Origin of the sequence: Phenylobacterium sp., from assembly GCF_028290885.1 — a bacterium.
Classification (GTDB): Bacteria; Pseudomonadota; Alphaproteobacteria; order Caulobacterales; family Caulobacteraceae; genus Phenylobacterium.
Genome location: NZ_JAQGIZ010000007.1, coordinates 1 through 12341, shown reverse-complemented (window position 1 = coordinate 12341; position 12341 = coordinate 1). Strand labels below are relative to the sequence as shown.

Annotated in this window: 12 protein-coding genes; 7 read left to right on the top strand and 5 right to left on the bottom strand. The window is 70.9% G+C overall.

Features of this window, described 5'->3' with window-relative positions; translation table 11 throughout:
- The 5 genes from JWP28_RS00545 to argE form a co-directional block, all read left to right on the top strand.
- The coding region (locus tag JWP28_RS00545; protein WP_299538759.1) for a dipeptide ABC transporter ATP-binding protein at positions 1-1477 on the top strand (1477 nt) is incomplete at its 5' end.
- A 10-nt stretch (positions 1478-1487) separates the two neighbouring features.
- Positions 1488-2549, top strand: a complete 1062-nt coding sequence (locus JWP28_RS00540; RefSeq protein WP_299538757.1) for a sugar phosphate nucleotidyltransferase — start codon at positions 1488-1490, stop codon at positions 2547-2549.
- A gap of 78 nt (positions 2550-2627) precedes the next feature.
- On the top strand, positions 2628-3836 hold the full coding sequence (locus tag JWP28_RS00535) for a threonine ammonia-lyase (RefSeq protein ID WP_299538755.1): 1209 nt from the start codon (positions 2628-2630) through the stop codon (positions 3834-3836).
- Positions 3837-3838: 2 nt separating this feature from the next.
- Entirely contained in the window at positions 3839-4336 is a 498-nt protein-coding gene (locus tag JWP28_RS00530) for an FKBP-type peptidyl-prolyl cis-trans isomerase (RefSeq protein WP_299538752.1), read from the top strand.
- Between the two features lie 71 nt (positions 4337-4407).
- The gene (argE, locus tag JWP28_RS00525) at positions 4408-5580 is read left to right on the top strand and encodes an acetylornithine deacetylase (protein WP_299538750.1); all 1173 of its coding nucleotides are present in this window, start codon (positions 4408-4410) and stop codon (positions 5578-5580) included.
- Between the two features lie 39 nt (positions 5581-5619).
- Here the strand turns inward: argE and JWP28_RS00520 are convergent, their stop codons facing one another.
- On the bottom strand, positions 5620-6639 hold the full coding sequence (locus JWP28_RS00520; RefSeq protein ID WP_299538748.1) for a glycosyltransferase family 2 protein: 1020 nt from the start codon (positions 6637-6639) through the stop codon (positions 5620-5622).
- A 32-nt stretch (positions 6640-6671) separates the two neighbouring features.
- Between JWP28_RS00520 and rfbC the strand changes: the two genes are divergently transcribed.
- Entirely contained in the window at positions 6672-7226 is a 555-nt protein-coding gene (rfbC, locus tag JWP28_RS00515; protein ID WP_299538746.1) for a dTDP-4-dehydrorhamnose 3,5-epimerase, read from the top strand.
- 101 nt (positions 7227-7327) lie between these two features.
- Here rfbC and queG read toward each other — a convergent pair whose 3' ends face one another.
- The 4 genes from queG to JWP28_RS00495 form a co-directional block, all read right to left on the bottom strand.
- Positions 7328-8512, bottom strand: a complete 1185-nt coding sequence (gene queG, locus JWP28_RS00510; RefSeq protein WP_299538744.1) for a tRNA epoxyqueuosine(34) reductase QueG — start codon at positions 8510-8512, stop codon at positions 7328-7330.
- Positions 8493-9179, bottom strand: coding sequence for a glutathione S-transferase family protein (locus JWP28_RS00505; RefSeq protein WP_299538741.1), 687 nt, complete (start codon positions 9177-9179; stop codon positions 8493-8495). Before JWP28_RS00505 ends, queG begins: the two co-directional genes overlap by 20 nt.
- Positions 9180-9248: 69 nt before the next feature.
- The gene (locus JWP28_RS00500) at positions 9249-10205 is read right to left on the bottom strand and encodes a cation diffusion facilitator family transporter (RefSeq protein WP_299538738.1); all 957 of its coding nucleotides are present in this window, start codon (positions 10203-10205) and stop codon (positions 9249-9251) included.
- A 248-nt stretch (positions 10206-10453) separates the two neighbouring features.
- Positions 10454-11539 (bottom strand): citrate synthase/methylcitrate synthase, encoded by a 1086-nt coding sequence (locus tag JWP28_RS00495; protein ID WP_299538735.1) that lies wholly within the window; start codon positions 11537-11539, stop codon positions 10454-10456.
- A gap of 81 nt (positions 11540-11620) precedes the next feature.
- Between JWP28_RS00495 and JWP28_RS00490 the strand changes: the two genes are divergently transcribed.
- Positions 11621-12341 (top strand): citrate/2-methylcitrate synthase (locus tag JWP28_RS00490; protein WP_299538733.1); only part of this gene is annotated, 721 nt, incomplete at its 3' end.

The window sequence follows — 12341 nt, the reverse complement described above, 5'->3', positions numbered from 1 at the left end:
CGAACCCCTGCGGCTGCACCTCGGCCTCTCGGGACGGGACGCCGAAGCCCGGGCGAAGGAATGGCTGCAGAAGGTGCGCATCCCCGACGCGGCGAGCCGGCTGCGGCAGTATCCGCACGAGCTCTCCGGCGGCATGCGCCAGCGGGTGATGATCGCCGCGGCCCTGGCGGTGGGCCCGGAGCTGCTGATCGCTGACGAGCCGACCACCGCGCTGGACGTCACCGTCCAGGCCGAGATCCTCGACCTGATGGCCGAGCTGCAGCGCGAGACCGGCGCGGCCATGGTGCTGATCACCCACGACATGGGCGTGATCGCCCGCCTCGCCGACCGGGTCTGCGTGATGAAGGACGGCGCCTACGTCGAGGAGGGCACGGCTGCGCAGGTCTTCGCCGCGCCGAGGACTGACTACACCCGCGCCCTGCTGGCGGCGATCCCGCGGCTGGACCGCGAAGGCCGTGGCGGCCGCCCCGTGCTGACCGCTGCCGCGCCTGACGCGCCGGTGGTGGTCGAGGGCCGCGACGTGAAGGTCTGGTTCCCGGTCCGCCAGGGCTGGTTCGGCGCGGCGAAGATGCTGCGCGCGGTCGACGGCGTCTCCTTCCAGGTCCGCCAGGGCGAGACCCTGGGCGTGGTCGGGGAGAGCGGCTCGGGCAAGTCGACCCTGGCGCGGGCGATCCTGAACCTGATCCCGGCCACCGAGGGCGCGGTCACCCTGATGGGCCGCAACATCACCCACGCCGAGCGCGAGGCGATGCGCGAGGCGCGCAAGGATCTGCAGATCGTCTTCCAGGACCCGCTGGCGAGCCTCGACCCGCGCGTCACGATCGGCGACTCCATCGCCGAGCCGCTGCAGGTGTTCCGCCGCGACCTGACCCGCGCCGAGCGCGACCGCGAGGTGGCCGCGATGATGGCCAAGGTCGAGCTCGATCCCTTGCTGATCAACCGTTACCCGCACGAGCTGTCCGGCGGCCAGAACCAGCGGGTCGGCATCGCCCGCGCCATGATCCTGAAGCCCCGCCTGGTGATCTGCGACGAAGCGGTCTCGGCGCTGGACGTCTCGATCCGCGCCCAGATCATCGACCTCTTGATCGAGCTGCAGAAGGAGATGGGCCTGGCGATGATCTTCATCAGCCACGACCTGGCGGTGGTGCGCGAGATCAGCCACCGGGTGCTGGTGCTCTACCTCGGCCGCGTGGTCGAGATCGCCGACCGCGACCGGATCTACCAGGCGCCGCAGCACCCCTACACCAAGGCGCTCTTGTCCGCCGCGCCGATCCCCGATCCCGCCGTCGAGCGCACCCACAAACGCGTCAAGCTGGGCGGCGAGCCGCCGAGCCCGATGGACCCGCGCGCGGCCCTGCGCTTCCTGCCCTCGCGCCTGCCGGTCGATCTCAACGCCCCGATCCTGGCGCCCGAGCTGAAGGAGGTTGTCCCGGGCCATCTCGTGGCTGAATTCGACCCACCGGCCAAAGCGGCTTAAGACGCGCCGCGTGGCCAAGATCACCCCTGTCCTGATGTCCGGCGGCGCCGGCACGCGGCTCTGGCCGCTGTCCCGGCGCGCCAAGCCCAAGCAGTTCCACGCGCTGGGGGGGATGAGGACCCTGATCCAGGACACGGTGCTGCGGTTCACGACCGAGGCCTTCGGACCGCCGATGGTAATCGGCAATGCAGCCCACGCGGACCTGACGCGGGCGCAGCTGGGGGAGGTCGGCGTCACGGCCTCGGTTCTGATCCTGGAGCCGGAGGGCCGTCATACCGCCGCGGCGGCCTGCGTCTCCGCCCTGGCCGCGGCGGAGGCGGGCGCCGAGCTGATGCTGCTGCTGAGCGCGGACGCGCGGATCGCCGATCCCGCCGGCCTGCGCGCGGCGATCGCCGTCGGCGCGCCGGCGGCCCGCGACGACGCTCTCGTGATCTTCGGCATCACGCCGACCGGGCCCGAGACCGGCTACGGCTACGTCCGCGCCGGGGCTGGGGACGGCCCGGCGCGCAAGGTGGCCGCCTTCGTGGAGAAGCCGGACCTCGCGACGGCGCAGGCCTACGTCGCCGATCCGGCTTACAGCTGGAATGCCGGCATCTTCCTGTTCCGCCCTGACACCTTCCTGGCGGAGGCGGCGCGAACGGCGCCGGAGCTGATGGCCGCGGCGCGGATAGCGTTCAGCGAGGCCAGGCGCGACGGCGACACCTTGCGTCTGGGCGATGCTTTCTGCGCCGTGCCCTCGCTACCGGTCGACGTGGCGGTCTTCGAGCGCACCGACAGGGCCGTGGTGGTCGCCGCCGATATCGGCTGGAGCGACGTGGGCGCCTATGACGCACTTTGGGCCGAAGGCGCGAAGACCGCGGCCGGCGACGTGCTGCAGGGTCCGGCGATCGCCGCCGAGACGTCGAACTGCCTCGTGATCTCCGACGGACCCACGGTCGTGCTGGCCGGGGTCGAGGACCTGGCGGTGATCGTCGAGAACGGCGTGGTGCTGGTCACCCGCAGGAACGCCCCGGGCGCCGTCCGCGCCGCGGTCGAGGCCGTGCGCAAGGCCGGGCGCGAGGACCTGCTCTAGACGCCTCCCGATACGCTGCATTGCAGCAGGACCGGCCCGCCGTTAGGTTGCGCGCCTTTTCCGGACCCCGGCGGCGCCATGACCCTTGCCTTCGACGACATCCTTGCGGCCCGAGACCGGCTGCAGGGCCATATCGAGCGCACGCCCTGCCGCCGCTCGCGGACGCTCTCGGAGATCACCGGCGCGAACGTCTGGGTGAAGTTCGAGAACCTGCAGTTCACGGCCGCCTACAAGGAGCGCGGGGCGCTCAACAAGCTGTTGCAGCTGACCGAGGCGGAGCGGAAGCGCGGCGTGATCGCCGCGTCGGCCGGCAACCACAGCCAGGGTCTCGCCTACCACGCCGCGCGCCTCGGCATCCCGGTGACCATCGTCATGCCGCGCGGCACGCCCTTCGTGAAGGTGCAGCAGACCCGCGCCCACGGCGCCGAGGTGGTGATCGACGGCGAAGGCTACGACGACGCCTCGGCCTTCGCCATGGGCCTGCGTGACGAGCGCGATCTGGTGTTCGTGCACCCGTTCAACGACCTCGACGTGATGGCCGGCCAGGGCACGGTGGCGCTGGAGATGCTGGAGGACGCGCCGGACCTCGAGATCCTGCCGGTCCCGATCGGCGGCGGCGGCCTGATCGCCGGCATGGCCACGGCGGCCAAGCACGTGAAGCCGCAGATCAAGGTGATCGGCGTCGAGCCGGCCATGTACCCCTCCTTCACCGCTCGCATGCGCGGCGTGAACGCCGGCGCGGCCTCGGGCGGGGCGACCATCGCCGAGGGCATCGCGGTCAAGCAGGTGGGCGACGTGAGCTATGGCGTGGCCCGGCCGCTGGTCGACGAGGTGCTGCTGATCGAGGAGCCGTTCTTCGAGCGCGCGGTGGCGCTCTACTGCAACGTCGAGAAGACCGTGACCGAGGGCGCCGGCGCAGCCTCGCTGGCGGCCCTGCTGGCCTTCCCGGAGCGGTTCCGCGGCAAGAATTGCGGGCTGGTGATCACCGGCGGCAACATCGACACCCGTCTGCTGGCCTCGGTGCTGACCCGCGAGCTAGTCCGCGAACAACGGATCGTCAGCCTACGGATTATCGGCGACGACCGGCCGGGCCTGCTGGCCAACGTCTCCACCATCATCGGCCAGTTGGGCGCCAACATCATCGAGGTGGCGCACAACCGCCTGGCCCTGGATGTGCCGGCCAAGGGCGCGGAATTCGACCTGATGATCGAGACCCGCGACGCGCAGCACACGCAAGAGATCATGGACGCGCTGCGCGAGCGCGGTTATCCCCCGAGGGCCGTTTGACGATGATGTTCCGTATCCTGACGATTGCGCTGGCCAGCGTGGCCTTGGCGGCCTGCCACCCGAAGCCGGCGGCGCCGGACCAGAGCGCCGCGGCCAAGACTTTCCTGGCGGAAAACGCCAAGAAGCCCGGCGTCCAGGTGCTGCCCGACGGCCTGCAGTACCAGGTCGTGCATTCCGGCCCGGCGACGGGGTTGAAGCCGCACCTCAACGATGAGGTGAAGGTGATGTACGAGGGCAAGCTGATCAACGGGACGGTGTTCGACTCGTCCTACGAGCGCGGCCAGCCTGCCTCGATGCCGCTGAAGGGCCTGGTCAAGGGTTGGCAGGAGGCGCTGCAGATGATGCGCCCCGGGGACGAATGGATCCTCTACGTCCCGCCGGAACTCGGCTACGGCGCGGAAGGCGCCGGCGGTGGCCAGATCCCCGGCGGCGCGGCGCTGATCTTCAAGATCGAGCTGATCGACGTCCTGCCGGGTCCGGGCACGATCCAGGCGGGTTAGCGGGTGGCAGGCCCCAGGCCAGGCACGCTTTCCTTTGAGCCGCCCCGCCGGCCGGTCTATGGCTCCCGCCCATGAGCGAACTCGGCGCGGCCCGTGACATCCTGGAGACCCTGGTCGGCTTCGACACCACCTCGCGCGATTCCAACCTGGCGCTGATCGAGTGGGTCGAGGCCTACCTCGACCGTCATGGCGTGCCGCACAACCGGGTCCCCAACGCGGAGGGAACCAAATCCAACCTGCTGGCCACCATCGGGCCGTCCGTCGAGGGCGGCGCCGTGCTCTCGGGCCACACCGACGTGGTGCCGGTGGACGGTCAGCCCTGGAACTCCGACCCCTTCGCCATCGTCGAGCGCGACGGCCGGCTCTATGGGCGCGGGACCTGCGACATGAAGGGCTTCCTGGCGCTGGCGCTGGCCGCCGTGCCGGATCTGATCGCGGCGAACCCGCGCCGCCCGGTGCACCTGGCCTTCTCCTATGACGAGGAGATCTGCTGCCTGGGCGCGCCGGCGCTGATCGAGGTCATCAAGCGCGAAATTCCCATGCCCGCCTTCGTGGTGGTGGGCGAGCCCACCGACATGGTGGCGGTGAACGGCCACAAGGGGATCACCTACTACCGCGTGAAGGTCACCGGCCGCGAGGCGCACTCCAGCCAGACCCAGCAGGGCGTCTCGGCGATCATGGAGGCGGTGAAGCTGATGTCGTCGCTGACCGAGCTGTCGGCCAGGCTGGAGCGTGAGGCCGATCCCGCCTCGCCGTTCACGCCCAAGGGCGCGACGCTCACCATCGGTATCGTCCATGGCGGCACGGCCGGCAACATTCTGGCGCGGGAATGCAAGTTCCTCTTCGACCTGCGCTGCCCGCACACCCTCGATCCGCAGGTGGTCCTCGCCCCCTTCTTCGCGGAGGTCGCGGCGCTCGACGCGGCGCTCAAGGCTCGGGCGCCGGAGGCCGGCGTCGCCATCGAGATGCAGTCCAACGTGCCGCCCTTCGCGCCGGAGCCGGATGGCGCCGCGGAATCCTTCGCGCGGCGCCTGGCCGGCGACAACGGCCCGCCGCGCGCCGTCGCTTTCGCCACCGAGGCCGGCCAGTTCCAGCGCGCCGGATTCTCCACCGTGCTCTGTGGCCCGGGCTCCATCGAGCAGGCGCACCAGCCCGACGAATATGTGGAAACCGCTCAGATGCTGCGCGGGGCGGCCTTCATGCGCCGGCTCGTGGAGTGGGCGGCCGCCTCTCCCCCCGCGTAGCACCCGCCTCTCCCCGCGCAGCGAAGAGGGAGAGGCGGCTTACCGCCGGGGCTGGATGAACGCGCGGCGCAGCAGCAGGTCGAGCGGGTTCCAGGTCATGGCGCGTGCGATCGCCCAGGAGCTGGCCGTACGGCTGGCCTGGGCCTCGCGCCGAGCCTCCAGCGCCACGCCGATGTTGCGGATGCCGAACAGCAGGCCGCGGACCGGCGTGGCGAGCTCCCCGCGCGTGGCGTGACGGGCGAACAGCACCAGGGTCGCCAGGATGTGCAGCGGCAACGTCAGCCAGAACAGCACCGGCGGGGTGTTCTTCACGAACACCCAGAAGCGGTTGCGGGTGCCGTGGAACACCGCGAAGTCGCTGCGCCGGCCGCCGCTGGAGGCGGAGCCCACGTGGCGCACCACCGCGTCGGGGACCAGCAGGGTCGGCTCGCCCACCAGCCGCAGCCGATAGCCGAGGTCGACGTCCTCGCAGTAGCAGAACAGCCGCTCGTCGAAGCCGCCCAGCCGCAGGAAGAGGTCGCGGTCAATCAGCATCGCCCCGCCGCAGGCCGAGAACACCCAGCCGGGCTCGAGCCCGCCGGGGTCCGGGTGGGTGTAGCCGCCGCGGAACGGATAGCCGGCCAGCGCCATGACGTCGCCCAGGCCGTCGAGCCGGGTCGGGTCCTCCGCCATCAGCTGGCGCGAGGCGAAGGCGTGGACCAGCGGATTGGCCTTTGCCGCCGCCACCAGCTCGGCCAGCCACTGCGGCTCGGCGAAGGCGTCGGGGTTGAGCAGCGCCAGCCATCGCCCCCGGGCCTGACGCGCGCCCTGGTTCACCGCCGCGGCGAAACCCAGGTTCTCCGCGTTCTCGAACAGCCGGATCGAAGGGTCGGCCATGGCCGCGGCCTGGGCCGTGCGGTCGCTGGAGGCGTTGTCGACCAGCAGGATCTCGTAGTCGGTGAAGGTCTGGGCGCGCAGGGCGGCGAGGCACTCGGCGAGCGTCGGGCCGCTCTCGTAGACCACCACCACGACGCTGACCTGTGGCGAAGAAGGGTTGTCTTTCGCCCCGCCACGCGCCATCCGGAAGTCCGCTCCATCACCTTCGAGTCGATATGCCGACCATTAAACCGCTGGCGCTTGCCGAAGTCCTGCTTATCACGCCCAAGCGCCATGGCGATGAGCGCGGCTGGTTCGCGGAGACCTGGAGCCGCGAGGCCATGTCCGAAGCCGGCGTCGAGGCCGAGTTCGTGCAGGACAACCAAGCCTATAGCGCCAAGGCCGGTACGGTCCGCGGCCTGCACTTCCAGCAGGCGCCCCATCCGCAGGCCAAGTTGGTGAGGGTGTTGCGCGGCGCGATCTACGATATTGCGCTCGACATACGCCCGGGTTCCGCCACCTACGGCCAGTGGGCCGGCGCCGAGCTTACCGCCGAACGTGGCGAGCAGCTCTTTGTCCCCCGGGGCTTCGCCCACGGCTACATGACGCTGACCGATGACTGCGAGCTGTTCTACAAGGTCGACGGCCTCTATGCGCCGCAGACCGAAGGCGGGGTGTTCTGGAACGACCCGGACCTGGCCATCCCCTGGCCCATCGTCGGCGAGCCGATCCTCTCGGCCAAGGACAAGGTGCTGCCGCGCCTGAAGGACATGGCGCAGGCGAAGTTCTGACGCTCTCGTCTTCCCCCGGTACGGGGGAAACGTCGCCAAAGGCCGAAGCCCGGGCGACAATGGGGGAGGTGCTCTTCGACTTCCCCCATCGACCCGCGAGGCTACGCCTCTTGGGGAATGGTTTCCCCCGTACCGGGGGAAGACACCTGCGCCCATTCCTCAAGCACCGCTGGGTCCGGCTCGGCGCGGTCGCGCGCCATTCGCAAGCTCTCGAACCTCTCGGCGTCCACCAACCGCGACAACGCCCACACCGCCGCTCCGCGCACCAGGGGCGAGGCGTCCTGCAGCAACCGTTCCGCCTCCGCCGCCAGGGCCGGCTCGCCGGAATTGCCCAGCGCGTAGAGGACGTTGCGGACGAACCGGTCTCGGCCGATGCGCTTGACCGGGCTCTTGGCGAAGAGCGCGCGGAAGCCCGCGTCGTCCAGGCGGGCGAGCTCGGCGAGCGACGGGGCGCGCAGGGCCGCGCGGGCCTGCAGCTTCTGTTCGGCGGCGACGGCGGCGAACTTGTTCCACGGGCAGACCGCCAGGCAGTCGTCGCAGCCGTAGAGGCGGTTGCCGAGGGCCTCGCGGAACTCGCGCGGGATAGGCCCCTTCAGCTCGATGGTCAGGTAGGAGATGCAGCGCCGGGCATCGAGCTGGAACGGCGCCGGGAAGGCCTTGGTCGGGCAGACGTCCAGGCAGGCGCGGCAGGTCCCGCAGTGCATCGCCTCCGGCGCATCGGCGGCGAGCTCCAGGGTCGTCAGGATCGACCCCAGGAACAGCCAGGAGCCGAACTCGGTCGACACCAGGTTGGTGTGCTTGCCCTGCCAGCCCACGCCCGCCTGTTCCGCCAGAGGCTTCTCGAGGAGCGGCGCAGTGTCGACGAACACCTTCAGCTCCCCGCCGAACCTTCCCTGCAGCCAGTGGGCCAGCGCCTTCAGCCGGGCCTTGATCAGCTCGTGATAGTCGTCACCCTGCGCGTAGACGCTGATCGCGCCCTTGGTGGGCTCCGCCAGCACCGCCAGGGGATCGTGGTCCGGACCGTAGTTCATTCCGAGCACGACGGCCGAGCGGGCCTCGCTCCACATGGCCTGCGGGTGTGCGCGGCGCCGCGCGGTGTCGGCCATCCAGTCCATCTCGCCGTGGCGGCCGGCCACGATGAACTCGGCGAGCCGGGCGCTCGCCGGCCAGGGTGCGGCGGTCGTGGTGAAGCGGCAGAGGCCGAAGCCGAGCGCCGCCGCCTTCTCGCGAATAGCGGCCTCGGTGCGGATCAGGTCTTCAGGGCGTTCAGAAGTCGAGATCGTCATAATGCGTGGCGGGCGCGAGGCCCGGCCAGCGGTCCAGCAGCAGCGGCCGGAAACACGGCCGGGATTTCAGCTTCATGTACCAGGTCTTCACCGCGGGGAAGCCCGTCCACGGCATGTCCCCACAATAGTCGATCACCGATAGATGGGCCGCGGCCGCGAAATCCGCCAGCGACAGCTTGCGGCCGGCCAGCCACTCGCGCTCCTGCAGCAGCTTGTCGATGTAGAACATATGGTTGCGCAGGCCCTCGCGGCCCTGGCGCAGGTTGCCCAGGTCCGGCGCGCCCATCCCCAGGAGCCGCTTTTCCATCTTCTCGTGCAGGATGTAGCCGCCGGCCTCGAACTCGAACTTGCGGTCGAACCACTGCAGCAGGCGCCGCGCCTCCGCCCGTTCGGCCGGCTCGCGGCCGAGCAGCGCCGGCTCGGGCGTGCTCTCCTCCAGGTGGTCTAGGATGGCCCGGCTCTCGCAGAGCACTAGGCTCTCGTCGCCGTCTGTCTCGACCAGCACCGGCAGCAGCCCCGAAGGGTTCATCTCCGTCAGCGCCTTCGGCCGCTCCCAATAGCGGACCTGCACCTCGGTGAAGGGCAGACGCTTCTCGCCCAGCGCAAGGCGCACCTGACGCGAAGCAGGGTCGAGCGGGAAGTGGTGCAGGGTGCGCTTGAGGGTCATGTCCGGCTAACGCGACGCGGATCGAATCGTTGGCCTCAATGGACGCCGGACCGATTAAGGGGCCGTTTACTAGGTTTCCGAGACGCGGGCGCCGGCGGGTTTTGTTTCGGCGAACGCGCCCCCGTGCGGCTCGGCCCGCCCGCGCGGGTCGGCGTGGATGATGATGTCGGCGGAGGGGAAAGCGTCGAGCACGCGTTTCTCGGCCGCGACGATCACCTGGTGCGCCGCCTCCAGCGTCAGCTCCGGGTCGAGATCGACGTGCATCTGCATGTGGACGTAAGGACCGGACGCCCGCGTGCGCAGCTGGTGGACGTCGGTCAGCCGGCGATCCTTGGTCATCAACTCGACGATCTTGGCGCGCACCTCGTCGGGCAGTTCGTGATCCATCAGCTGGCCGGAGGCCTCGCGGAACACGCCGACCGCGCCCCACAGCAGCAAGGCGGCGATGACCAGGGCGGCGGCGGCGTCGACGCCGTTCAGGCCCAGCCACGCCGAGACGCCGATGCCGATCAGGGCAACGACGTTGGACGCCAGGTCCATGGCGTAGTGCGCCCGGTCCCCGGAGACGGCCACCGAGGCGGTCTGCCTGAGGACCCGCGACTGGGCCACGAGCAACGCGGCGGTCATCACCGTGGAAACCACCATCACCGCGATCGCCCAGGTCCCCTCGCGCAGGGGATGCGGATGGATGAGGTCCACGACCGCCTCGCGGGCGATCAGGGCTGCCGAGGCGAACACCAGGCCGGCCTGCATGAGGCTCGCGAAGCCTTCGGCCTTGCCGTGGCCATAGCGATGCTCGGCGTCCGGCGGCGCGACGGCGTAACGCACCGCGAAGAACGTGGTCAGGGAGGCCAGCAGGTCGAGGCCGGAGTCGGCGGTGGACGCCAACAGCGCGATCGATCCCGACGCCAGCCAGGCCGCTATCTTGATCGCCACCAGCACCGCGGCCGTCGCCACCGAATAGAGCGTCACGCGCCGGGTCAGGGCGGCGCTCTCGGTCGGGGTCAGGCCATGGGCGGCGTTCATTCCCGGGAACCTAACCGCGCCGGCGCCGCAAGCCAGCGCGAACGACTCTCAAAGCGCTCCATCCCTCCCCGTTCCGGGGAGGGTGGCGACGCCCCCCCGGGTCCGGCGAATGCCGGCCCGAGGATGAACTCCGGCGGAGACGGGTGGGGAAGTATTGGCCGGAGAGCCGACTCGGCGCTTGAACGCGACTTCCCCACCCTGGCCGCTGCCGCGGCCTGTCCCTCCCCGCAACGGGGAGGGAAAATGCGCTACGCCGCCTGTCTCGGCATGAGTCCCACATAGCGCGACTGCGGGCGGATCAGCCGGCCGCCGGCCAGTTGCTCGCGGGCGTGGGCGATCCAGCCGGCCACCCGGCCCGTCGCGAACACGCAGGTGAAGGCTGAGGGCGGGAAGGCCAGCGCCTCCAGCAGCAGGGCCGTATAGAACTCCACGTTGGTGTCGAGCGGCCGGTTCGGCTTCTTTTCCTTCAGGATGGCCAGGGCCGCGGCCTCGACGGCTTCGGCGAAGGCCAGCCGGCCGGGCATGGCGTTGGAGCCCTCGGTCAGGCGGCGCACCGCGGCCTTCAGGGCGTCGGCGCGGGGATCGCGCACGCGGTAGACGCGGTGGCCGAAGCCCATCAGCCGGTCGCCACGGGCCAGGGCGTCCTCGATCCAGGCCCGCGCGTTCTCCGGTGTCCCAATGGCGTCCAGCATGTCGATGATCGGTCCCGGCGCGCCGCCGTGGAGCGGCCCTTTGAGTGCGCTGATCCCGCCAAGCACCGCCGAGGTCAGCCCGGCTCGCGTGGAGGCGATCACTCGCGCCGCGAAGGTCGACGCGTTCAGCCCATGGTCGCTGACGGTGACAAGGTAGGTGTCGAGCGCCTCGACCTCGGCGCGGCCGGCGGCCTTGCCGCGCAGCATCCGCAAGGTGTCCGCCGCATGGCCGAGCGCCGGATCCGGCCGCACCGGCGCCTCCCCGGCCTGGGCGCGGACCATTGCGGCGGTGAACACGGCGGGCGCGGCGACCAGCCGCAGCGCCACGGCCAGCTCGTCGCCGTCGGCCAGGCGGGCGGTAAGCGCGCGCATGCCCTCGATCGGCGTGCGGTCGAGGAGGCCGGTGTCCAGCGCGGAGACCTCGGCGAACACCTCCAGCCGCGCCGCGCCCAGCGCCGGCGCCAGGTCGTCCGGCAGATCGTCGAAGAAGCCGTCCCACAGCAGGCGCGTCACCTGCTCATAGGTCGTCCGCCCCGCCAGTTCGTCCAGCGACCGGCCGCGGATGATCAGCCGCCCGGCCTGGCCGTCGACCTCCGACAACACGGTGTCCGCAGCGACGACGCCTTCCAGACCATCCGACATGACAACCTCCAGATCTTGCTTGCTGGGCGTTAGAAAGGCGGTCACCTTGCGGTCGTCAATCTTGATCAACATAATCAATATATGCCTGCCGCCGACTGGATCGCCGCCGAGGAAGCCCGGGACCGCCTGGGGGTGCGCCCGCAGACGCTCTACGCCTACGTGAGCCGCGGCCGGGTGCAGGTGCGCCCGGACCCCGGCAACCCGCGCCGCAGCCTCTACCGCGCTGCCGACATCGCCGCGCTGGCCCAGCGCAAGTCGCGCAGCCGCAAGGTCTCCGACGTGGCGGCCGGCGCCATCGCCTGGGGCGAGCCGGTGCTGGCCTCGGAGATCACCACCGTGGCCGGAGGACGGCTGTTTTACCGCGGCCGCGACGCCATCCGGCTGGCCGAGACCGAGACCCTGGAGTCCGTCGCCCGGCTGCTGCGCGGCGGCCATGGTGCGGCCTTGAAGCGCACCGAGCGGCCTGCGCCGCCGAAGCATCCGAACATGCGCACGCGAGCCTATCTGGCGCTCGCCGCCTGCGCCGGGACCGACCCGCCCGCCCGCGGCCGCAACGCCCTGGTGCTGGCGGTGGAGGCCGCCACCCTACTGGACGTGCTGACCGACGCGGTGGCGGGCGGGGTCGGCGGCGGGGCGATCCACAACCGCCTGGCGCTGGCCTGGGGGCTCGGCCCCGGCGGGCCCGGGGCAGACCTGATCCGCCGCATCCTGGTGCTGGTCGCCGACCACGAGCTGATCGCCTCGGCCTTCGCCGCCCGGGTGGCCGCCTCGACCGGCGCCTCGCTCTCGGCCTCGGCGCTGG

Bases quoted from the DNA above. Each gene is read 5' to 3' on its own strand.
- JWP28_RS00535 (WP_299538755.1), top strand. From the start codon at position 2,628: ATGACCCTTGCCTTCGACGACATCCTTGCGGCCCGAGACCGGCTGCAG.
- JWP28_RS00530 (WP_299538752.1), top strand. From the start codon at position 3,839: ATGATGTTCCGTATCCTGACGATTGCGCTGGCCAGCGTGGCCTTGGCG.
- argE (WP_299538750.1), top strand. From the start codon at position 4,408: ATGAGCGAACTCGGCGCGGCCCGTGACATCCTGGAGACCCTGGTCGGC.
- JWP28_RS00520 (WP_299538748.1), bottom strand. From the start codon at position 6,639: ATGGCGCGTGGCGGGGCGAAAGACAACCCTTCTTCGCCACAGGTCAGC.
- rfbC (WP_299538746.1), top strand. From the start codon at position 6,672: ATGCCGACCATTAAACCGCTGGCGCTTGCCGAAGTCCTGCTTATCACG.
- queG (WP_299538744.1), bottom strand. From the start codon at position 8,512: ATGACGATCTCGACTTCTGAACGCCCTGAAGACCTGATCCGCACCGAG.
- JWP28_RS00505 (WP_299538741.1), bottom strand. From the start codon at position 9,179: ATGACCCTCAAGCGCACCCTGCACCACTTCCCGCTCGACCCTGCTTCG.
- JWP28_RS00500 (WP_299538738.1), bottom strand. From the start codon at position 10,205: ATGAACGCCGCCCATGGCCTGACCCCGACCGAGAGCGCCGCCCTGACC.
- JWP28_RS00495 (WP_299538735.1), bottom strand. From the start codon at position 11,539: ATGTCGGATGGTCTGGAAGGCGTCGTCGCTGCGGACACCGTGTTGTCG.